The 20,858-nt window shown below is 72.6% G+C and carries 15 protein-coding genes; 9 read left to right on the top strand and 6 right to left on the bottom strand.

Translation table 11 applies throughout. From position 1 onward, the window contains the following. Positions 1 to 76: 76 nt before the first annotated feature. Complete coding sequence (locus ACOOHC_RS13275) at positions 77 to 2,701, top strand: glycosyltransferase family 4 protein (protein ID WP_420450887.1); 2,625 nt, start codon at positions 77 to 79, stop codon at positions 2,699 to 2,701. A gap of 22 nt (positions 2,702 to 2,723) precedes the next feature. Here the strand turns inward: ACOOHC_RS13275 and ACOOHC_RS13270 are convergent, their stop codons facing one another. After that, positions 2,724 to 3,566, bottom strand: coding sequence for a hypothetical protein (locus ACOOHC_RS13270; protein ID WP_420450886.1), 843 nt, complete (start codon positions 3,564 to 3,566; stop codon positions 2,724 to 2,726). 156 nt (positions 3,567 to 3,722) lie between these two features. On the opposite strand from ACOOHC_RS13270, the gene ACOOHC_RS13265 reads away from it, so the two are divergent. The 3 genes from ACOOHC_RS13265 to ACOOHC_RS13255 are packed head-to-tail and all read left to right on the top strand — an operon-like array spanning position 3,723 to position 7,032. Next, positions 3,723 to 4,973: a DUF6716 putative glycosyltransferase gene (locus tag ACOOHC_RS13265; protein ID WP_420450885.1), complete on the top strand. Its 1,251-nt coding sequence runs from the start codon at positions 3,723 to 3,725 to the stop codon at positions 4,971 to 4,973. Next, the gene (locus tag ACOOHC_RS13260) at positions 4,970 to 6,169 is read left to right on the top strand and encodes a cytidylyltransferase domain-containing protein (protein ID WP_420450884.1); all 1,200 of its coding nucleotides are present in this window, start codon (positions 4,970 to 4,972) and stop codon (positions 6,167 to 6,169) included. The genes ACOOHC_RS13265 and ACOOHC_RS13260 overlap by 4 nt, the downstream gene beginning before the upstream one ends. Further along, a complete protein-coding gene (locus ACOOHC_RS13255) occupies positions 6,166 to 7,032 on the top strand; it encodes an N-acetylneuraminate synthase family protein (RefSeq protein ID WP_420450883.1) in 867 nt (288 codons plus the stop codon). The genes ACOOHC_RS13260 and ACOOHC_RS13255 overlap by 4 nt, the downstream gene beginning before the upstream one ends. Here ACOOHC_RS13255 and ACOOHC_RS13250 read toward each other — a convergent pair. From ACOOHC_RS13250 to ACOOHC_RS13240, 3 genes are read right to left on the bottom strand one after another with little or no spacing between them, the layout of a single operon-like run. Then, a complete protein-coding gene (locus ACOOHC_RS13250; protein WP_420450882.1) occupies positions 7,025 to 8,914 on the bottom strand; it encodes a hypothetical protein in 1,890 nt (629 codons plus the stop codon). The genes ACOOHC_RS13255 and ACOOHC_RS13250 overlap by 8 nt on opposite strands. Beyond that, on the bottom strand, positions 8,914 to 9,675 hold the full coding sequence (locus ACOOHC_RS13245) for an ABC transporter ATP-binding protein (protein ID WP_420450881.1): 762 nt from the start codon (positions 9,673 to 9,675) through the stop codon (positions 8,914 to 8,916). The genes ACOOHC_RS13250 and ACOOHC_RS13245 overlap by 1 nt, the downstream gene beginning before the upstream one ends. Continuing rightward, complete coding sequence (locus tag ACOOHC_RS13240) at positions 9,668 to 10,510, bottom strand: ABC transporter permease (RefSeq protein WP_420450880.1); 843 nt, start codon at positions 10,508 to 10,510, stop codon at positions 9,668 to 9,670. The genes ACOOHC_RS13245 and ACOOHC_RS13240 overlap by 8 nt, the downstream gene beginning before the upstream one ends. A gap of 100 nt (positions 10,511 to 10,610) precedes the next feature. On the opposite strand from ACOOHC_RS13240, the gene ACOOHC_RS13235 reads away from it, so the two are divergent. The 4 genes from ACOOHC_RS13235 (at position 10,611) to ACOOHC_RS13220 (ending at position 15,138) form a co-directional block, all read left to right on the top strand. Beyond that, positions 10,611 to 11,471, top strand: a complete 861-nt coding sequence (locus tag ACOOHC_RS13235; protein ID WP_420450879.1) for a glycosyltransferase family 2 protein — start codon at positions 10,611 to 10,613, stop codon at positions 11,469 to 11,471. 108 nt (positions 11,472 to 11,579) lie between these two features. Continuing rightward, entirely contained in the window at positions 11,580 to 13,247 is a 1,668-nt protein-coding gene (locus ACOOHC_RS13230; RefSeq protein WP_420450878.1) for a stealth conserved region 3 domain-containing protein, read from the top strand. Then, positions 13,244 to 14,137: a glycosyltransferase gene (locus ACOOHC_RS13225; RefSeq protein ID WP_420450877.1), complete on the top strand. Its 894-nt coding sequence runs from the start codon at positions 13,244 to 13,246 to the stop codon at positions 14,135 to 14,137. The genes ACOOHC_RS13230 and ACOOHC_RS13225 overlap by 4 nt, the downstream gene beginning before the upstream one ends. 11 nt (positions 14,138 to 14,148) lie before the next feature. Next, complete coding sequence (locus tag ACOOHC_RS13220; protein WP_420450876.1) at positions 14,149 to 15,138, top strand: FkbM family methyltransferase; 990 nt, start codon at positions 14,149 to 14,151, stop codon at positions 15,136 to 15,138. Between the two features lie 3 nt (positions 15,139 to 15,141). Here ACOOHC_RS13220 and ACOOHC_RS13215 read toward each other — a convergent pair whose 3' ends face one another. Together ACOOHC_RS13215 and ACOOHC_RS13210 are read right to left on the bottom strand one after the other, a co-directional pair. Then, positions 15,142 to 16,212: a glycosyltransferase family 2 protein gene (locus ACOOHC_RS13215; RefSeq protein WP_420450875.1), complete on the bottom strand. Its 1,071-nt coding sequence runs from the start codon at positions 16,210 to 16,212 to the stop codon at positions 15,142 to 15,144. Further along, positions 16,205 to 17,539: an exopolysaccharide biosynthesis polyprenyl glycosylphosphotransferase gene (locus tag ACOOHC_RS13210; RefSeq protein WP_420450874.1), complete on the bottom strand. Its 1,335-nt coding sequence runs from the start codon at positions 17,537 to 17,539 to the stop codon at positions 16,205 to 16,207. The genes ACOOHC_RS13215 and ACOOHC_RS13210 overlap by 8 nt, the downstream gene beginning before the upstream one ends. Positions 17,540 to 17,943: 404 nt before the next feature. Between ACOOHC_RS13210 and ACOOHC_RS13205 the strand changes: the two genes are divergently transcribed. Continuing rightward, positions 17,944 to 20,814, top strand: a complete 2,871-nt coding sequence (locus tag ACOOHC_RS13205; RefSeq protein WP_420450873.1) for a 5'-nucleotidase C-terminal domain-containing protein — start codon at positions 17,944 to 17,946, stop codon at positions 20,812 to 20,814. Positions 20,815 to 20,858 lie beyond the last annotated feature (44 nt).

Here is a 20,858-nt window from a genome sequence, read left to right as displayed (position 1 = left end):
CACCGGAGCCCGCCCCGGGATCGGTACGGTCGGCGGCGTCGAGCCGGAGCCCGTACCGGGAGCAGCGGAGGAACCCATGAAGATCATCGCCCTGTGCGAGAACAGGAACGGCGTCAGGATCGCATCGGAGCTCGTCTCGGAGCGGCCGGACCTGGACTGGACACTTGCGACGACCTTCGACGGGACGGCCGTCGAGGCGTGGGTGGTGAGCGAGTCGCGGACTCGGCTGCCGGATCACGAGGTGGTCGACGTGCTCGGCGACACCGGAGCGATCGGGCACCTCGAAACCGGGTTGGCCGACGTCCTCGCGCAGCGGCGCCCCGACGTCGTGGTCTACTTCAACGACCAGTCCCGGCGTGGTCGCGTGGTGAGCCGCGCGGCGGCGGGCGTCGTCCCACGGGTGCTGATCCAGGACGGCCACCTGGACTTCTGGTTCAAGCGACACGGTGTGGGGCACGGGGACCAGAACGCCCGCTACGGAGCGAGCGACCCGGAGGCGATCTGCGTGTGGGGACCGTCGATGGTTCGCTTCCTCGGTCAGCAGTCGGTGGAGCGCCGCGGGCAGATCCACGTCACCGGGGCGGTCGGCGTCTCCGACGATCCGACGTTCGTGTCCGGGGTGCTCGATCCCCGCGCACGGGTCGCGGACCCGAGTCGACGGCCCCGGCTGCTGCTGCTCGATCAGCCGTTGGCGGACCAGCGCAAGATGGAGCGGGCCGAGTACGAGCGCCAGGTGCTGGAGTCGTGCGAACGGATCCGTGGCGTCGCCGATCTCGCCGTCAAGCCCCACCCGTCGTCGTCGGATCGGCACCTCCGGTGGCTGTCGAGCGTGGACGGCATCGAGCTGCTCGAGCACTCGAGCCTGCTCGGTCCCGATGTCATGGCCGAGCACGATCTCGCGCTCACCTTCTTCTCGTCGACCTACCTCGACGCCATCAGGGCGGGCGTGCCGATCGTGTTCCACGCGCTCGACGGTCTCGACATCGTGATGCCCGACGTGCTGCACCCGCTCGTTCGCAACACCCGCTCGATCGACGAGTTGATCGACGTCTGCACCCACTTCGCCGCCGAGCGCGACCTCGCCGCGAACGCGACGGGTGAGCCGCTCGACCACTTCGTCGTCGTCGGTGGCGATGCCGAGGCGGCGATCGTCGCGGTGATCGAGTCGACGGCGCGAGCGGGGGTCGCCGACGTGCCCCGGCGATCGAGCACCCCGCCGACGTCGACCGACCCCGGGCCCCCCGTCGTCGCGCCGCGCAGCGTCGCCATCCTGGGTGACGACTTCTCGCACCGGACCGGCGTCGCCGTCCCCGTCCGGGCCTTCGCCCGGTGGCTGAGCGGGCGGACGCTCGCCGACGTCTTCTTCGTCGACCTCCGGGCGATCTCGAGCTACGAGGACCTGGTGTACGTCCTCGGTGACGTCGAGACCGTGATCGTCAACAGCTTCGCGCCGCTCTGGCGGCTCCCGAACCGGGTCGACTGGATCCGTCGGCTCGTCCGGTACCGACCGGTGGCGCTCTACGCGCACGAGACCGAGTACGTGTTCCAGGTGGAGGCCGCGGCCCGTGGCCGTCGGCACCGTGAGGTCGTCGATCTGCTCCCGCACGTCCGGTCGCTGTGCGTGTCGAACGCCCAGGCGGTGATGCTGCGCGGTCTGGGCGCTCGCGACTGCGCCGTGGTCTGGAACACGACCCCGGGCTCGGCCGTCGAGCGGCGACGGCGCGACGACTCCGCCGTCCGGATCGTGATGGCGGGGACGGCCCAGTCGCGCAAGGGCGTCGATCTGTTCTCCCGCGTCGCCGAGCGCGCGGCGGAGATGGGGTACGGCTGGGAGTTCCGGTGGGTCGGTCGCGAGGTGGTCACGGGCTCGGAGACGCTGCGATCCGACCGGGTCGAGTGGCTGGGGGCTCTGCCGCACCACCGGGTGCTCGAGGAGCTGGCGGACGCCGACGTCTTCTTCCTGTCGTCGTTCGACGATCCCCAACCGCTCAGCGTCGTCGAAGCGATCCGCCAGCGCCTCCGCATCGTCACCCACGTGGGTGTCGGCTCGCACGAGGTCCTCGACGGGATCTCCGGCTACGAGAGCTTCGAGCGCTTCGATCCCGACGCGGCGCTGTCAGCGATCGAGTCCGTCCTCGGCTCGGAGGTCGACGACGCGCGCTTCGCCGAGGTGGAGGAGCGGTTCTCGATCGAGGAGTTCGGTTCGCGGATGCTCGAGGCGCTCGAGTTCCGCTACTCGCGAGCCGACTGGTCCCGGATCGAGGATCGCCTCGCGGCGCTCCCGCCCGGACCGGACGGCGTCAGCTCCGGATCGTTCTTCGAGGCGGTCGATCGCGGCGATCTCGAGAGCGCCAAGGTGATCGGCTCGCTCATCCTCCGTCGTCGCCAGGCGACGGACGTGTCGCTCGGGCTCGCCGCGATCCACCGCCGGGAGGGACGCAACGACCTGGCGCTGGAGATGCTCGCCGTGACGGTCCTGCGAGATCGGGACCGTGGACGCACCTGGTTGCGCGTGGCCGAGGAGGCGGCGTTGCTCGGCGACAACTCGGTCGCCGTGGTGGCCGCCGGCGCAGCCCGCGCGATCGCGCGCCGTGGCGGCCGGACGCAGGTGGCGGCTCAGGCCGGACGGCTGCAGCGCCGGTCGATCGGTGCCGGATCGAGGGCGACGGTGCGACGGCTCCGCGACGGCCGGGGCCGCTGAACCGCCCGGCCGCCTCGCTCGGTCAGCGCTTCCGCAGCCAGTAGTTCAGAGCCCCGCCACCGAGCCCGGGGTGGTAGCCGGCGGTGACCCGGAAGTCCTCGACCGCGAGGCCGTGGCGGTCGAAGACCTCGCGCGACACCTCGTCGGAGATCACGAGCGGGTGGAGCTCGTCGACCTCGGCGTGCTCGTCGTAGCTCAGGAAGACGGTTCCGGTGGGCTTCACGTACTCGGCGATGTTGCCGATCGCCTGGTCGAACTCGTAGCCGTGATCGAGCGCGTTGATCGAGATGATCAGGTCCCCCGTGCCGACCAGGCTCGGGACGAGGGTCTCGGCCGGGACCGAGTGCAGCTCGTCGGCGAGCTCGAGGTCGTTCCACTCCACCTCCGCCGAGTACTGATCGGCCAGCGGTTCGATGACGGCGATCTTCGACCCCTCGAAGAACAGGGAGCGCAGCCGGCTCCCCGCACCGACGTCGATCACGACCTTGTCCTCCCATCCGGTGGGCTCGAAGCCGAAGTTCCGCCACATCCGTTCGTTGCTGGACTCCCACTCGGTGCCGGAGCGGATGTTCGGCCGCTTGTGGAAGGAGAGCTCCCCCTCCTGCGCGACGTCCTTCCACGAGCCCTGCTCGGCGGTCAGCACCGGCGCGGCCCGTCGTGCGCCGCCGGCGGTGCTGGCGACGGCCTCGGTCAGCTCCGCCACCGTCGTCTGCAGGACGCGCACCTGCGCGCCGAGGTCGGACAGGGACGAACGCACCTGAGCGAGCTCGGAGCGGTGGCTCCGCCCCTCCTCGCGCACGAGCGCGTCCCCACGGGCGCGGCGGACCGCGCCGCTGATCCGATCCTTGAGCGTGTCGATCGCCATGTCGGCGAGGGTAGTGGACGGACCCGCCGCTCCCGGACGACGACGCGGGCCCCGACCGCTCGCACCGCCGGGCGCCCATCGCACGGGAGCGGCACCGCCGGTGCCTAGCCTGCGCGTCGTGCACCTCGACCGGCCGACGACGGGGGACCCGCGGCGATGACCAGCGTCGCCGCGCTCGGAGACAGCGACACCCGCCTCAAGTGGGCGGTGCGGGTCGCGGTGGCGATCTGCGCGGACGTCCCGGGTGCGGCGCCCCCGGTCCCGATCTCGGTCGGGCCCTCGGCGCCGACGCCGAAGCAGCTGTCCTCGATCGGGCTCGAGGTCGACGTCGAGCACCTCGACGACGACGAGTGGGGGGATCGCCTCGCGGAGTTCGACGTCGTCGTGGTGTGCTCGTTGATGTTCCGCCTGAACGGGGTGCTCGAACGGGTCCGTGAGGTCGAGCGTGCCGGGCGGCGGCGGCCGCTCGTGGTCACCGGGTACGCGGGTGTGGTGTACGAGGGCCACGAGATGGGAGCGCTCTGGCGGTCGGGAGCCGACGTGGTGGTGTGCAACTCGCGCCGGGACCACCGGCGCTTCGGCGAGGTGTACGACGAGTTCGGACTCGACCCCGCGGTGCTCGTGCGCGGCGGCCTGGGCGTGCTGCCGCGCGACCGGCCGCCCGCGGAGGTGCTCGCGACCGCCGCGGCGCCGTCCCCCGAGCGCGACGGCCCGATCGTGTTCGCCGTCCAGCCCGACGTGCCGCGCAGCCGCGAGGAGCGGCTCGCGCTGCTCCGTCGCTGGGTCGAGTACGCCGATCGGTGGCCGGATCGACAGGTGGTGGTCAAGCTGCGGTCGCGCCCGGGCGAGCAGACCACCCATCCCGAACCCCACCACTACGAGACGCTCGCCGGGACGCACCTCGCCGAGGTCCCGGCGAACCTCGAGTTCCGCTACGGGGTGATGGAGGGGGTGCTCGACGGCGCTCGGGCGCTGGCGACCGTCAGTTCCACGGCCGCGATGGAAGCGCTGGCGATGGGGGTCCCGACCGTGATCCTCGCCGACTTCGGCGTGCAGGATCGCTACGGCACGCGGTTCTTCCTCCGCTCGGGCCTCATGCGCACCGTGGAGCAGGTCATCGACGACGACATCGGATCGCCCCGACCGGAGTGGCTCGCCGACAACGGCTTCCACCCCGACGACACCCTCGACCACGTCGCCCGGCGGGTCGCGGAGCTGCTCGACGCGGATCCGCCGCCTCCTCCGCGGTTCTTCGAGGAGAGGCGGACGCCGTTCATGATCGACCAGGCGCGCGAGCGCCTCGGTGCGGCCGGCGCGCCGCCGACCGCTCGTCACCGCGTCCGATCGCTCCTCAACGGTCCGCTCCGGCAGCTGTACCTGCGCGTCGACGGGTGGCTGCGCCGATGACCGTGGCCGCCGTGATCCCGGCGCGCGGCGGGTCGAAGGGGGTCCCCGGCAAGAACCTGCGCGCCGTGGGCGGGCGCTCCCTGCTCGCGCGCTGCATCGTCGCCGCCCGCCGCAGCGGCGCCGTCGACGTGGTGCTCGTGTCGACCGACTCCGACGACATCGCCGACGAAGCGCGTCGCCACGGCGCCGAGGTGGTGGAGCGCCCCGCGGCGATCGCGGGCGACACCGCCTCGTCGGAGGCCGCCCTGCTGCACGCCCTCGAGGAGCGCGCGGACCTGTTCGGCTCGCCCGTGGACGTGCTCGTGTTCCTCCAGTGCACGAGCCCGTTCGTCGACCCCGCGCGGTTGGCCGACGCGGTGGGCGCGGTGCGCGACGGGACGTGCGACGTGTCGTTCGCGGTGGTCGAGTCGCACGGCTTCCTGTGGACCGAGACCGACGAGGGGATGCGCGGCATCAACCACCACCACTCCGAGCGGCTCCGCCGCCAGGATCGCCCACGTGAGCGCCTCGAGACCGGGGCGTTCTACGTGATGCGCGCCGCCGGCTTCGCCGAGCACCGGCACCGCTTCTTCGGACGCATCGAGGCGGCCGTGGTCGATCCGCTCCACGCGATCGAGATCGACACCCCCGCCGATCTCGCGCTGGCGCGCCGCGCCGCGCCGATCGTCGATCCGCTCGGGGTGGCGGCGATCGACCCCGCGAGCGTCGACGCGCTGGTGATGGACTTCGACGGGGTGCACACGGACAACACCGCGATCGTCACCCAGGACGGGGTCGAGTCCGCCCGCGTGAGCCGGCTCGACGGGATGGGGGTGTCGATCGCCCGGCGTGCGGGCCTCGCGATGCTGATCCTGTCGACCGAGACCAACCCCATCGTGCAGCGCCGAGCCGAGAAGCTGCAGGTGGACTGCATCTCGGACTGCGACGACAAGCTCACGGCGCTGCGCGGGTGGACGGGAGAGCGTGGGCTGGACCCCGCCCGGGTCGCGTACATCGGCAACGACGTCAACGATCGGGAGTGCCTGGATTGGGTCGGATGTCCGATTATCGTGTCGGACGCACATCATTCGCTGTTCGACACCCGCGCCATCGTCACCACCGCCCGTGGCGGCGAGGGAGCGGTCCGCGAGGTCACCGACCAGCTCGTGACCCCGCACCACCACGCCGACCCCGCGGCAGGAGGAGAACGACCATGAACGCTCTCGACATCGGCGGTCGCGCCGTCGGCGACGGCCACCCGGTCTACGTGATCGCCGAGATCGGCATCAACCACAACGGTGACGTGGAGGTCGCGAAGCAGCTCGTCGACGTCGCGGCCGACGCCGGCTGCGACGCGGTCAAGTTCCAGAAGCGGACCCCCGAGATCTGCGTCCCGATGGACCAGCGCTCGAAGATCCGCCAGACGCCGTGGGGCGAGATGACCTACATGCAGTACAAGGAGCGGACCGAGTTCTGGGAGGACGAGTACCAGCAGATCGCCGACCACGCGGACGGCCGGGGGCTGCAGTGGTTCGCCTCCCCGTGGGATCCGCCGTCGGTCGACTTCCTCGAGAAGTTCGACGTGCCCACCCACAAGGTGGCCTCCGCGAGCGTCACGGACGAACCCCTGCTCGAGGCCGTCGCCGCGACCGGCAAGCCGGTGATCCTCTCGACCGGCATGTCGACGATCGAGGAGATCGACCGCGCCGTCGAGATCCTCGACGGATCGCCGCTGGTCATCCTGCACAGCACCTCGACCTACCCGTGCCCGCCGGAGGAGTCGAACCTGCGCACGATCGCGACGCTGCGCGAGCGCTACGACGCCCCCGTCGGGTACTCCGGCCACGAGAAGGGCCTCCAGGTCACGCTCGGGGCCGTGGCGCTCGGCGCCGTCGCCGTCGAGCGCCACATCACCCTCGATCGCACGATGTGGGGATCGGACCACGCGGCCAGCGTCGAACCCGGTGGGCTCAACCACCTCGTGCGCGACATCCGCATCCTCGAGACCGCGATGGGTGACGGCGTCAAGCGCGTCTTCCCCGGCGAGGAGGAGCCCCGCCGCCGCCTCCGGGTCAGCTGACGCGGTCGGCGGCGGGATCGACCCGCCCGCGCAGCGCCGCTCCGGCGGAGTCGAGGTAGGCGGCCTCCCCGCCGTCGAGCACCTCGGCGAGCCGGGGGGACGCGGCGATCACCGAGTCCTCGTGCAACCGGCGCATCCACCGGAAGTCCGCACGCAGGTCGTGGCCGTACCCGTCGAGGTTCTCGAGCAGGCCGTCGTCGCCGTCCCCCTGACGGGGCCAGGGTCGCCGGTAGCCGACGTCGTAGCGTCGCCCCGTGGAGAACAGGTCGGCGTGGTAGACGGCCACCTCGCTCGGAGCGTGGTGCAGCACGTCGTAGATCATGCGCGGGATCGCGTAGTTGGTCGCCTCGAGCAGGACGGCGTTCTCGTCGGGGCACCGGCGCACCTGCGGGTGACCGTCGAGCGCGGCCGGGATGATCGCCGCGCCCGACGGGCGCACCGCGAGCAGCGTCCGAGGTGACTCCTCGAGGAGGCGCTCGATGCGCTGCGCGAACCTGACCAGGCTGCTGTCGGCGACGTACGCGATCCGATCGGCGCCGACGGACGACCGGTCGTCCGCCAGGACGAGACCCGTCGACAGCGTCGTGAGCACCACGTCGGCACGCTCGATCTCGGCGTCGTGATCGCCCGTCGCGGCAGGTCCGACCACCGCGACCCGACGACCGCGCACCAGCTCGTCGAAGCGGTTCGCGCCCGACGCGGCACGGCCCCGAGCGTTCGGTCCCGCGAACGCGCGCGCCGGATCGACGAGCACCTCGAGGTCGTGGCGCATCTTGGCCACGATCGCTCGGTGGCGGCGGTCGGTGGGACCCTCGCTCGATCGGTGCAGCTCCGCTCGGGCCCGGTCGATGCGACCGAGCGAGACCAGCGCGCGGACGCGGGCGATCGTCGCGGCCGGCGTCGGCGCGGTGTCGAGTCGCAGGAGGAGGCAACGGGCGTAGGCGTCCTTCGCCGCGAACGCGGCGTGCAGGTGACCGTCGGCGACCGCGCGCCAGTGGGCGACCAGCCACGCGTCGCGCAGCTCGGGCTCGTCGTGGACCTCGGCTGCGGCGGCGAGCGAACCGTCGTCGGGGCCGCCGGTGACCATCTCGGCCAACCCGATCGATGCGGCCCGTCCGGTCGCGTCGGCGGCGGCCATCGCCGCGGACCAGTCCTGGGCGCGGATCGCGACCCGCACGAGGTGGTACCGGGCGAGGTCGAAGTCGTCGTCGAGCTCGAGGGCCCGGCGGAGCGAGGCGCCGTGGAGCGCGACGTCGTCGGCGTGGAACGCGCCGCGCCGAGTCGCGACGTGGGCGGCGGTGCGCCCGAGGTGGAACCAGGCCGGGGCGTGGCCGGGGTCGACCCGCGCAGCTCGCTCGAACGCGCTGCGCTCGAGCGGAGCGTCTCCGACGGCGTGGGCGGCGAACCCGAGCTCCATCCACGCCGCGGTCCGCGCGGGGGCCACGACGGTCGCCCGGCGGGCGACGTCGACGCACCCGCGATGACCCCCGGGCCGCTCGACCAGCCCGAGGACGTCGTGGTGCGTGGGACGAGGCGGTCCGGCGTGGCGCAGCGCCGAGCTCAGTCGCTCCCACCCGGTCGGATCGGTCGCGTCCGCCTGCACCGCCCACTGCGCGCAGCGGATGGCGAGGTCGCTCCGGCGCAGCGACGAGGCGACCCCGCTGACGCCGACGAGCGGGCGGACGAGGAGCGAGGCGACGCGGCCGGACCCCCGTGGCCGGCGATCGAGCAGGCGACGCACCTGCGCCGGGTCCCAGTCGGCGGCGTCGGTCTCGAGGACCTCCCGGAGGCGGAGCCCGACGCGGCGCGCGGGCCCGTCGATCAGCGACGACCCCCGCTCGGGACGGGCACGTGCGAGCGCCGATCGCGCGCCCGCGCCCACTACGACGCCTCGTACAGGTCGAGGACCTCGTCGGTCGGTCCGTCGGCCCGCAGCACGCCCTTCTCGAGCCAGATCGTCCGGCTGCACGACCGTCGGATCTCGGCGGTGTTGTGGGTGACCATGAGCACGGTGCCGGCCTCGGCACGGATCTCCTCGACGCGCGCCAGGCTCTTCTCGCGGAACTCCTTGTCGCCGACGGCGAGCGCCTCGTCGATGAGCAGGATGTCGGGGACCTTGAGCGTCGCGATCGAGAACGCGAGCCGCGCCTGCATCCCGGACGAGTAGGTCCGCATCGGGCGAGCCATCGCGTCGCCGAGTCCGGAGAACTCCACGATGCCGTCCATCCGCGCCTCGATCTCGGCGCGCGTCAGCCCGCTGGCGAGCCCGCCGAGCATCACGTTGCGGTACCCGGACAGCTCCTTCTTCAGCGCTCCGCCGACGCCGAGCAGCTGGGCGGCGCCGCGCACCTTCACCGAGCCGGAGTGGACCGCCTGGACCCCGGCGATGGCGCGCAGCAGGGTCGACTTGCCGGACCCGTTCGACCCGACCATCCCGACGACCTCGCCGATGTGCACCTCGAAGGACACCTCCTTCACGGCGTGCACGACGGTCGACTCGCGGTTCTTGAAGCCACGGCTGACCAGGTCGCGCATGCCGAAGTGCCGATCGGAGAACACCTTGTAGCGCACGTCGACGTCGCGCACCGCCACGCTCACCGGCGCCCCGCCGAGCATCGAGGGGGCGAGCTGGGCCTCAGTCACGTGCGTAGTCCTCCTCGCCGGCGCGGAACCACGTGAACCCGACGGTCACGATGACGAGCGACCAGACCACCGCGGAGACGATCAGCGCCGGGTGGAGCGCTCCGCCGAGCGTCGTCCATCGGGCGATCGTGAGCAGGCAGTACATGGGGTTGAGGGTGAACAGGAACTCGACGTCGGGTCGCTCGGCGTAGGCGTCGACGCTGAAGATGACGCCCGATCCGTAGAGCAGGAGGCGGAAGAAGAACGGGAGCACCTGCGTCGTGTCTCGGAAGTGGGTGGTCATGCGCGCGGCGATCATCGCCGCCCCCAGGTTGAACACGAGCTGCAGCGCGACGACGGCGGGGAAGAGCAGCCAGGTGAGCCGTGGCGCCTGACCCCCGATGAGCAGGATCACGAACATCAGCGCGAAGGTCGACAGCGACGAGAGCAGCTCGGTCACGGTCGACGTGATCGGCAGGATCGCACGGGGGAACTTGATGCCCTTCACGATCCCGGCGTTTCCGACGACCGACTTCGCCCCGTCGACGGTCGACTTCTGGGTGAACTGGAAGACGAAGAGCCCGACGGTGAGGAACAGCAGGAAGTCGTCGACGCCGCGGTCGGTCTTCAGCAGGAGCCCGAAGATGAGGTAGTAGACGAAGATCGACAGCGCCGGGTTGAGCAGGTGCCACAGGTTCCCGAGCACGTTGGTGATCTGCCGGTTGCGCAGCTCCTGCAGCGCCACGTACCAGACGTACCCGCGCCGTGCCCACACGTCGCGCACGTAGGGGAGGAGCCGGTCGGACTCGTGGGCGTCGCGCAGCTCCGGCAGACCGGTGGGCGTCGTCGCGGACATCGGTCGCGAGGCTACCGATCGGATGCGACGCCTCCGGTGAGGGGCGAGAGGTCGGCCGGTGCGGGTTCGCCCGCCGAGGGTGCGGGTTAGCGTCGTCGGGGTGTCGGCGCCGACCCTGACCTGGGTGATCCTCACGATGGGGAACCGGCCCGACGAGCTGCGTCGGGCGATCGCGTCGGCGCTCCACGACGATCCCGGCGTGGCGGTCGTGGTCGTCGCGAACGGGGCGGGCCCCATCCGGGTCGACGACGAGCGGGTCGACGTCGTCGAGCTGGCCGAGAACGTGGGAGCCCCCGGCGGGCGCGACGTCGCCGTGCGTCGGGTCCGCTCCGACCTCGTCGGGTTCCTCGACGACGACGCCGAGCTCGCACCGGGCGCCACGGCGCGGATCCGTGGGGCGTTCGCCCGCGAGGGGCGGCTCGGCGCGGTGACCCTCCACCTGGTCGACGAGGACGGGCGCACGCAGCGCCGCCACCTCCCCCGGATCGGCGCGTCGAGCGCGGACGTCGGCGGCGAGGTCGCGCTGCTGCTGGAGGGGGCCTGCGCGATGCGGCGGAGCGCGTACCTCGACGCGGGCGGGTACTTCACCGACCTGATCTACGCCCACGAGGCCGTCGAGCTGTGCTGGCGCCTCGTCGACCGCGGGTGGGCCATCCGCTACCTCGCCGACGTCGAGGTCCTCCACCCCCGCACGCCGATCGGTCGCCACCCCGACGGCTGGCGCCGGACCGGGCGCAACCGGGTGTGGATCGCACGTCGGACCCTGCCGTGGCCCGTCGCCGCGGTCCACGTCGTCGCGTGGCTCGTCGAGGGCGCCCGACGGGCCCCGGCCGGCGAGCCACGTCGCAGCTACCTGGCCGGGTGGGTCGAGGGGTGGCAGACCGGCTCGTTCGACCGTGCGCCGATCGGGTGGCGCACGGTGTGGCGCCTCACCCGCCTCGGTCGGCCCCCGGTCGTCTGAGGTCGCGAGGCGACGACGCAGCCCGGCGGCCCGGTCCGGCGGGGCGTCCGCCGTGGGAGGAGGCCGTTCGTGCCCGACGACGCGGCGCCCAGCGCGTACCCTGCCCGCGTGGCGTCACGACTCCATCGCCTGAGGGGGCTGGTCGAGCGGTACCGGATGGACCGGCGGCTCCCCCCGGTCGTCGCCGACCTGATGTCCGACGTCGCCCGGCTCCGGCGCGACGAGGCGCTCGAGGCGAGGACCGCCGCCTCCCGCTCGGTGCTGCGTCCCTCGACATCCGACGGGCCCGCCCTCGCGACGGGCCGCGACGGGCGGCGCCTGCTCGAGACCGCCGGGGTGCTCGACGTCGCGTGCAGCGAGCTGGTCCACCGCTGCGCGACTCGCGTCGTCGAGGCGCTCGACGTCGCCGGGTGCGAGCCGTTCCTCGTGGAGCGGCGCGACGACGGGGGGCTGGTGGTGGGGGTCCGCCACGACCTGCGAGAGGACGCGCTCGACGCGGTCGCCGCGGTGGGGACGGGCCCCGGGTGGTTCCTGGAGTGGGCCGGCGGGCGCCGCAGCGGGCTCGTCGCGCTCGCCGACGCGCCGGCGTCGCGCCCGGTGCGGCGCGCCCGGTCGTGGAGGATCTTCGAGGCGCGCACGTGGGGGGAGCGGGCGATCGGCGCGCGCCAGGCGGTCGAGGTCGGCTTCTGGCACCCCGGTACCTCCGGGCAGCTCGAGCTGGTCGGCACCCGCGGCCAGGCGCGCTTCGACGAGCGCGCCGAGCCGACGACCGAGGTGCTCGACGGGCATCGCTACCCGGGGCGCTCGGCGTTCCCGGTCGCCGCGGGTCTGGAGCGGATGTCGGACCCGGTCGACCTGGTGTTCACGTGGGTCGACGGCGGCGACCCGACCTGGCAGGAGAGCTTCCGCGAGGCGGCCCTGTCCGAGGGTCGTGCGCTCGACGAGCGCGCCCTCGACGCGGCGCGCTACGAGGTGCGCGACGAGCTGCGCTACGCGCTGCGCTCGGTGTGGGCGAACTGCGGGTGGGCGCGCCGGATCCACCTCGTCACGGCCGGCCAGGTGCCCGACTGGTTCGTCGGCGACGAGCGGGTCCGCATCGTCGACCACTCCGAGATCTTCCCGCCCGAGGCGCTGCCGACGTTCAACTCGCACTCCATCGAAGCATCGCTGCACCGCATCGACGACCTCGCCGAGCACTTCGTGTACCTCAACGACGACATGTTCGTCGCCCGTGCGGTCACCCCGGAGCTGTTCTTCACCCCCAACGGCCTCGCCCGGGTGTTCCAGAGCGACGCTCGCGTCCCCGCCGTCGAGGACCCCGACACCCTCGCCGTCGACACCGCCGCCCTGCGCGGACGGGAGCTCCTGCGCCGCCGCTTCGGCCGGATCGTCGCGCACAAGCCGCTGCACTCGCCCTACCCGCTGCGCCGGTCCGCGATCGGCGACGCCGAGCGCGAGTTCCCCGACGAGTTCGCGGCGACCGTGCGCAGCCGATTCCGCTCGCCGAGCGACCTCAGCGTCGCGGCGTCGTTCGCGCAGCACCACTGCCTGGCGACCGGGCGCGCCGTGCTGGGCGAGCTCTCCAGCGAGTACGTCCACGTCGAGTCGGGGCGCCTCGCGTGGCACCTCGACCGGATCCTGCTCGACGACGAGCTCGACACCTTCTGCCTCAACGCCACCCGCGCCGGGCTGGCGGGCCAGGAGGAGCGCGACGCGATGATCGCCCGCTTCCTCGAGGAGCGCTTCCCGGTCCCGTCACCGTGGGAGCGGACGTGAGCGCGCTCGCGTCCACGGTCGTGCGTCGCGCCTGGAAGGAGTACGCCGACGTCCGGCGGCGGTTCTCGAGGGCCGGTTCGGCCCGCCCGGTGCTCGACCTGGTCGACGCCGCGCGGCGCGACACCGCCGCATGGAACTCGGCGACGGCGGCGGCCCACGACCGCTACCGCGCGACGTGCCCGGTCGCGACCGGCGACGTGGCCGTCGTCTGCGCGACGAACCGGCCCGGGCGGCTCCGCGACGTCGTGGCGAACGTCGCGCGCCAGGAGCTCGTCCCGCGCGAGGTCGTCGTCGTGACGAACGGCGATCGCTCGGGCGCCGCGCTCGACCGCGCCGCGCTCGACGCCCGCCTCGACGAGCTGCGCGCGGTGGTCGAGCGCGTCGAGCTGCGCACGATGGGGGCCGACGCCTCGCTCGGAGCGTGCCTCAACGCCGGGCTCGACGCGACCACGAGCCGCTTCGTCGCCAAGTTCGACGACGACGACCGCTACGGCCCCCGCTACCTGTCGGACGCGCTGCGCGCCCACGGCCACGCCGGCGCCGGCATCGTGGGCAAGCACACCTGGTACGCCCACCTCGTCGAGCGCGACGTGACGATCCTGCGCTTCCCGGGCAACGAGTTCACCTACACCTCCACCCTCGCCGGGGCCACGCTGGTCATCGACCGCGAACGGGTCGGCGACCTCGCTTTCCGCGAGCTGTCGATCGGGGAGGATCGGGCGTTCATCGCCGACTGCAACCGACGCGGCGTCGCCACCTACGCCGCCGACCGCTTCAACTTCGTCGTCGGGCGCACCGCCGAGCACTCCTGGGCGATGTCCGACGACGCCTTCACCCGGCTCTCGATCACGATCGGCGCGGGCGTCCCCCTCGACGAGATCGACCGCTGACCGGGGCCGTGGTGAGCTACCGCGTCGCCCTCCCCGCCGGTGGCACGCGCAGCGAGCTCGACGTGGTCGATCCGTTCTCCACGATGATCCAGCGCCAGCTCCGACGCGGCGGCCTGGCCTCCTACGAACCCGCGACGGCCGCTGCCCTGCTGGCGCTGTTCGAGATGGCCGACGACGGGTTCGCGTTCCTCGACATCGGCGCGAACGTCGGGCTGTACGCCGCGCTGTGCGCAGCGATGTCGTCACCCGGCGCCGTCCACGCGTTCGAGCCTGCCCCGAGCACGGCGGCGGTCGCCCGCTCGCTGATCGCGGCGAACGGGCTCGACGTCACCGTCCACGAGGTCGCCCTCTCCGATGCGACCGGCTCCGCGGTGCTCCACCTGTCGGCGACGTCCGATGCCTCGAACTCGCTCGTGGCGGGGTTCAAGCGCGAGGTCGGCGCGGTCGAGGTGAGCACCGCCCGGCTCGACGACGTCGTCGGCGATCTCGGCGTGTCGCCCGCCGTGATCAAGATCGATGTCGAGTCGCACGAGCCCGAGGTGCTGTCCGGGGCCCGGGGGGTGCTGCGCGATCACCGGCCGGTGGTCGTGATCGAGGTGCTGCGACGTCGCGGTCGCGACCACGGCCTCGACGTCACCCGGGCCTTCGAGGGGCTCGGCTACCGGTTCGTCGAGCTCTCCGCGACCCCCACGTGGGAGGTGCGCGACCGCCTGGTGGGCTCCGGCACCGAGGCGCGCGACTGGTTGGCCCTCCCGTCCGGACTCGACCCGTCGTTCCCCGAGCGGTGGGCCCGGTGGCGAGACCGGTTGGCGGAGTGCGGGCCCGAGCGCAACTCGAGGGTGCCGATCGTCGCGTCGCTGCGGCGATCGTGGTCGGATCGCGGGGTGGCGGGGGTCGCCCGGTCGATCGAGCGGCACCTGCGCGTCACCGTGCTGCCGGCGGCGACGTCGCACGCGGCGAGCGCGACCGGCGCGCTCGCACGGCGGCTCCGCAGGCGCTGATCCTCAGCGCCCCGGCGGTCGCAGGCGCGGACCGGGGTCGCGGTGGCCGACCCACCCCGACAGCAGGCCCGCCGTCCACGAGGCGTGGATGACCGCGAGCACGCCCGCCGTAGCGAGCGGCGACTCGCTGCGCCGGACCGAGACCGCGACGGCCGCGACGTAGGCGGCCGGGACGACCAGCGCCGGTCGCCACCGCGCCCCGAGCGCGAGACCGCCGATCACCCCGACGACCCCGAGCGGCGGGACGACCTGACGCGCCCGCAGCGAGCTCGGGTGGCGCCGAGCGACCACCGACTTCCACCACCCGTACTCGCGGTACTGGCGCGCGAGGCTCCCCCAGGTCGATCGGGGGGTGTAGCCGACGGACAGCTCGGGGTCGAACCACACCGTGCCGCCCGCCGCGCGCAGCCGGATGTTCAGCTCGTAGTCCTGGTTGCGCACGAGCGACTCGTCGAACAGCCCGACGGCCTCGATCGCCGCGCGGTCGAACACCCCGAGGTAGACGGTGTCGACGGGGCCGGGCGCGGTGCCGGTCCGGTGCGCCGCCCCTCCCGTCCCGAGCACCGAGGTCGTCGCCGCCGCGACGGCACGCTCGAACCCCGTCGTCGGTTCGGGGCGCTGCACCCCGCCCACGTTCACCGCGCCGGTGCGACGCATCGTCTCGACCGCTCGCTGCACGTAGTCGTGCGGGAGGCGGCTGTGGGCGTCGACGCGCACGACCACCGGTGCCGACCCGGCGCGGATCGCGGCGTTCAGCGCGCTCGGTGTGCGGCCCGTGGGGTTCGCGATCGCACGGACGTCGGGGGAGCCGGTGACCAGCGCGGCGACGACCTCCTCGGTGCCGTCTCGGCTGGGTCCGACCCCGAGCAGGATCCGCAGCCCGCCTGCGTGGTCCTGCGCGCGGATGGACCCGATCGTCGCGTCGAGCGAGGCAGCGGCGTCGCGCACGGGGACGACCACGTCGACGTCGGGCGACCCCGGCAGGTCGCGCCAGGAGGGAGCGTGCGACGGGGCCGCCGGCGGCGGGGCCGCCGACGGGCGGCGAGCGCCGCCCGGGACGAGGCCGTCAGACACGGCGCGAGAGCACGACCCAGATCGTCCGCAGGAGGATCTGGACGTCGAACACGATCGACCAGTTGACGAGGTACTGGATGTCGTACCCGAGCTTGAACTCCGCATCGGTGTCGTAGCGGCCCTGCACCTGCGCGAGCCCGGTCAGCCCCGGGGGCAGCTCGTTGCGCCGCACGTAGCCCGGCACGCGCTTCTTGATGTCCTCGACCAGCTCGGGGCGCTCGGGTCGCGGTCCGACGAGCGACATCTCGCCGCGGATCACGTTCCACAGCTGGGGGAGCTCGTCGACGCGCATCGAGCGCATCCACCGCAGCGCGGGGACGATCCGGCGATCGTCGAGGGTCGCGAGCTGGGGTCGCCCGTCCTCCTCGGCGTCGACGACCATCGTGCGGAACTTGAAGCAGTCGAACACCCGACCGTCGCGGCCGACGCGGAGCTGGCGGAACAGCACCGGCCCACGTGCGGCGATCCGCACGTAGATCGCGACGCCGAGCACCAGCGGCAGCCACAGCGGAGCGAACAGCGCGGTGACGACGAGGTCGAAGATCCGCTTCAGCTTCACCTTGTGGGTCGGAACGGTGTGCGAGCGCAACGGCACGAACGGCATCCCGCTGATCTCGCGCACCGACTTCAGGCCGAGGAGGGTCTCGCGCGCGCTGACCCGCTGCAGGAACCCGACCCCGGCGGCCTCGAGCGAGTTGAGGGGCTCGGGGTACACCGACCCGAACGCCGTCACGTCGAGCAGCAGCACGTCGGTCGCTCCGTGGGCGACGACCGTGTCGGCCAGGCGGTGGGGTGCGGCCACCCGTGCCGCCACGACCGCGTCGCGATCGCTGACCGCGAGGTGCCGCTCGGCGAGCTCGGTGGCCGTCTCGTCGCCGGCGAGCACCACGCGTGGCGGACCCTGGCGGCGGGTCGCGAGACGGCGCGACACCCCCCGGTTGAACACGAGGACGAACGAGGCGAGAGCGAGGAACGCGGCGAGGTTCAGGCGCGGCATCAGGTAGCGGCCGAGCACGACGAACGCGAGACCCTGCACGGACACCCCGATCGCCGTCGCGAGGATCGCCCGCGGCAGCCACGGCCGCCGGCCCAGGCGCGGCTCGCGCTCGTAGAGACCGGTGAAGTAGTTGACCGTGACGTGGATCGCGCTCGCGATCGAGAAGCCGATGACGTAGTGGGAGAGCGGGTAGTTGTCGGCATCCCAGTCGAGCGAGAACCCGAACCGCACGAAGCTGATCGCGATCATCAGCGCGTACAGGGCGGAGAAGTCGAGCACGCCCAGGAAGCGGAACCCGTGGGACCAGAACCACGTCAGCGGGGTCGACAAGCTCGACGCCACCCTCTCGACCGGGCGCGGGAAATCGCGCGGCGGGCGACGAGACGTCGTGCGGGACACAGCGGCCATGGCGTGCCCAGGGTACCCGAGCGGGGGTGGGGGCCTCCCGAGGTGCGCTCGCCGGATCGCCCTCCGGTCGTGGGGTCCGCGGGCCCCGGGCACGGCGATCGTCGAGGTCGCCGCCGTCGTCGTCGTGTCTGGGGTCCGCTTGTCGAACGGGGCGACGCGAACGTGGTAGACCGACACCACACCGGTCCGGGCGGGCCGGCCGTTCCCAACTCCTCGGAGGAAACATGCCATCAACCGTTCAGCGACGCGTCCCACGGGCGCGCCGGAAGACGATCGCGGCGCTCGCGGGTGCCGGCGGGATCGCAGCGGGAGCTGCGATGGTCGCGGTGACGCCCGCATCCGCCGCTCCGGGCGACGTCGAGCTCCAGCTCCTCGCCTTCAACGACTACCACGGCCACGTCGAGGCCGGGACCCCGGGCGACGTCGGTGACGACGACGCCGGCGGCTCGGAGTACCTCTCGGCCAAGCTCACCGAGCTGCGCGACGGCGCGACCAACTCGTTGACGGTCGCCGCCGGCGACCTGATCGGCGGCTCGCCGTTCTTCTCCGGGCTGTTCCACGACGAGCCGGCGATCGAGACCCTCAACGAGATGGGCCTCGACATCGCCGGTGTCGGCAACCACGAGTTCGACGAGGGCGTCGACGAGCTGCTGCGCATCCAGGACGGCGGATGCCACCCCGTCGACGGCTGCTACTTCCCCGACTACGACCCCGACACCGACGGTGACCAGGAGTTCGGCGGCGCCGACTTCCCGTACCTCGCCGCGAACGTCGTCGAGTCCGGCACGTCGGACACCGTCCTGCCGGCCTACGAGATCCGCGAGGTCGAGGGCGAGCAGGTCGCGTTCATCGGCATGACGCTCGAGGGAACCCCCGAGCTCGTCGCCGCGGCGGGCATCGAGGGATACGACTTCCTCGACGAGGTCGACACCGCGAACGCGCTGGTCCCCCAGATCCAGGCCGACAACCCCGGGGTCGAGGCGTTCGTCCTGCTGCTCCACGAGGGCGGCTTCACCGACCCGTTCGTGATCGACGGCTGCCCCGACGCATCGGGCCCGGTCATCACGATCGCCCAGAACCTGACCTCCGAGATCGACGCGATCGTCTCGGGTCACACCCACCAGCCGTACACCTGCTCGATCCCCGACCCGGACGGGGATCCCCGCCTGGTCACGAGCGCTTTCTCCTACGGCCGGGTCGTGACCGAGATCAACCTCGAGATCGGCGACGACGGCGAGGTCGACCGCTCGACCGCGACCGCCGTCAACCACCCGGTCGTCCAGGCCGCCGATCTCGCGCAGATCGACTCGGTCGAGCCAGCGCGCCTGCTCGACACCCGTGAGGGCAACGACACCGTCGACGGCGAGTCCGCCGGCGGCGGTCAGCTCGCCGCCGGTGACGAGATCGAGCTGCAGATCGCCGGACGCGACGGGATCCCCGACGACGCCGCCGCCGTGGCGCTGAACATCGGCGCCGTGCAGCCCGACGATCGAGGCTTCCTCACCGTGTACCCCTGCACCGACGATCGTCCCCAGACGTCCAACCTGAACTACGTCGCCGGCGAGAACCGGGCCAACCTGACCACGGTCGACCTCGACGACGACGGCGCGGTGTGCATCTACACCAGCGCCGACACCGACGTCATCGCCGACTACGGCGCCGTCGTCCCCGCCGAGGGGTCGCCGCTCGCGGTCGATCCCGTGCGCGTCCTGGAGACCCGCATCGGAGACGAGAACGTGACGGTCGACGGGGAGTCGCAGGGCGGCGGAACCGTCGAGGCCGACTCGGTCACCGCGGTCCGCGTCGCCGGTCGCGCCGGCATCCCGAGCGTCGCTCGGGCCGTGACCGTCAACGTCGGCGCGGTGTCGCCGGCGGCGAAGGGCTTCCTCACGATCTTCCCGTGCGGGTCGGAGCGCCCGCTCGCCTCGAACGTCAACTTCGAGGCCGGCGGGGTCGTGTCGAACAGCGCCACCGTGCAGGTGGGCGAGGACGGCGAGGTGTGCATCTACACCGACGCCGCCACGGACCTCATCGCGGACGTGACGGCCTACGTGCCCTTCGACGGCACCCCGACGCCGTTCGTCCCCGAGCGCCTCGTCGACACCCGTGAGGGCAACGACACCATCGACGGCGAGAACGCCGGCGAGGGTCGCCTCGGTGCCGGCGAGACGCTGACGATCGACGTCGCCGGTCGCGGATCGGTGCCCGACGACGTCGACACGTTGTTCCTGAGCGCCGCGTCGATCCAGGCCGAGGGTCGGGGCTTCCTGACCTTCTACCCGTGCGCCGCCGGTCGGCCGCTGGCCTCGAACATCAACTACGAGGGTGACGACACCGTGTCGAACGGCGTCATCGTCGACGTCGACGACGCCGGCCAGGTCTGCGTGTACACGCAGGTCGCGACCGACCTGATCGTCGACGCGACGGCGGCGACGTCGGTGGCCGATGCTCCGACCCCGCCGACGCTGGCCGAGGAGGCCGTCCGGCCCGATGCCGCCATCACGGCGATCATCGAGAAGTGGCGGCCGCTGGTCGAGGAGCGCTCGAGCGACGAGGTCGGCACGATCACCGCCGACATCGCCCGAGGCGGCGAAGCCGGCTCGGATCGCGGCGTGGAGTCGTCGGCGGCCAACCTGGTCGCCGACGCCCAGCTGTTCGCGACGCAGGTGCTCGACGCCGACCTCGCGCTGATGAACCCCGGTGGCGTGCGCTCGGACCTCGAGTTCGAGGGATCCGACGCCGGCGAGGGTGACGGCGTGGTGACCTACGGCGAGGCGTTCACGTTCCAGCCGTTCAACAACACGCTGGTCGTGCTCGAGATGACGGGGGCGCAGATCGTGTCCGTCCTCGAGGAGCAGTGCCAGCCCGCCGGCGGGCGCCCGTTCCTGGCGCTCGGTGTCTCGGAGGGCTTCACCTTCGACCAGGCGACCACGTTCGACCCGGACACCGGCGAGTGCACCGGGATCACGATCACGAACGTGCAGCTCGACGGGACGCCGCTCGTGCCGGGCGACACCTACCGGGTGACGGCGAACAACTTCCTGGCCGACGGTGGCGACAACTTCGACACCTTCGAGGAGATCGGCGAGGACGGCCGCACGCTCGGCCCGCAGGACATCGAGGCGCTGATCAGCTACTTCGAGGCCGAGTCGCCGGTGGCACCGCCCCCGACCGACCGGATCAACGAGCTCAGCTGAGCACGCTGCGACGCAGCTGACGGCCGCTCGGCCGTCCGACGGGG

This window comes from Ilumatobacter sp. (genome assembly GCF_965215205.1).
GTDB lineage: Bacteria > Actinomycetota > Acidimicrobiia > Acidimicrobiales > Ilumatobacteraceae > Ilumatobacter_A.
Note: the sequence above shows the minus strand (reverse complement) of the source record. Positions and strands in the feature narration are given on the sequence as shown.

Bases quoted from the DNA above. Each gene is read 5' to 3' on its own strand.
- ACOOHC_RS13275 (WP_420450887.1), top strand. From the start codon at position 77: ATGAAGATCATCGCCCTGTGCGAGAACAGGAACGGCGTCAGGATCGCA.
- ACOOHC_RS13270 (WP_420450886.1), bottom strand. From the start codon at position 3,566: ATGGCGATCGACACGCTCAAGGATCGGATCAGCGGCGCGGTCCGCCGC.
- ACOOHC_RS13265 (WP_420450885.1), top strand. From the start codon at position 3,723: ATGACCAGCGTCGCCGCGCTCGGAGACAGCGACACCCGCCTCAAGTGG.
- ACOOHC_RS13260 (WP_420450884.1), top strand. From the start codon at position 4,970: ATGACCGTGGCCGCCGTGATCCCGGCGCGCGGCGGGTCGAAGGGGGTC.
- ACOOHC_RS13255 (WP_420450883.1), top strand. From the start codon at position 6,166: ATGAACGCTCTCGACATCGGCGGTCGCGCCGTCGGCGACGGCCACCCG.
- ACOOHC_RS13240 (WP_420450880.1), bottom strand. From the start codon at position 10,510: ATGTCCGCGACGACGCCCACCGGTCTGCCGGAGCTGCGCGACGCCCAC.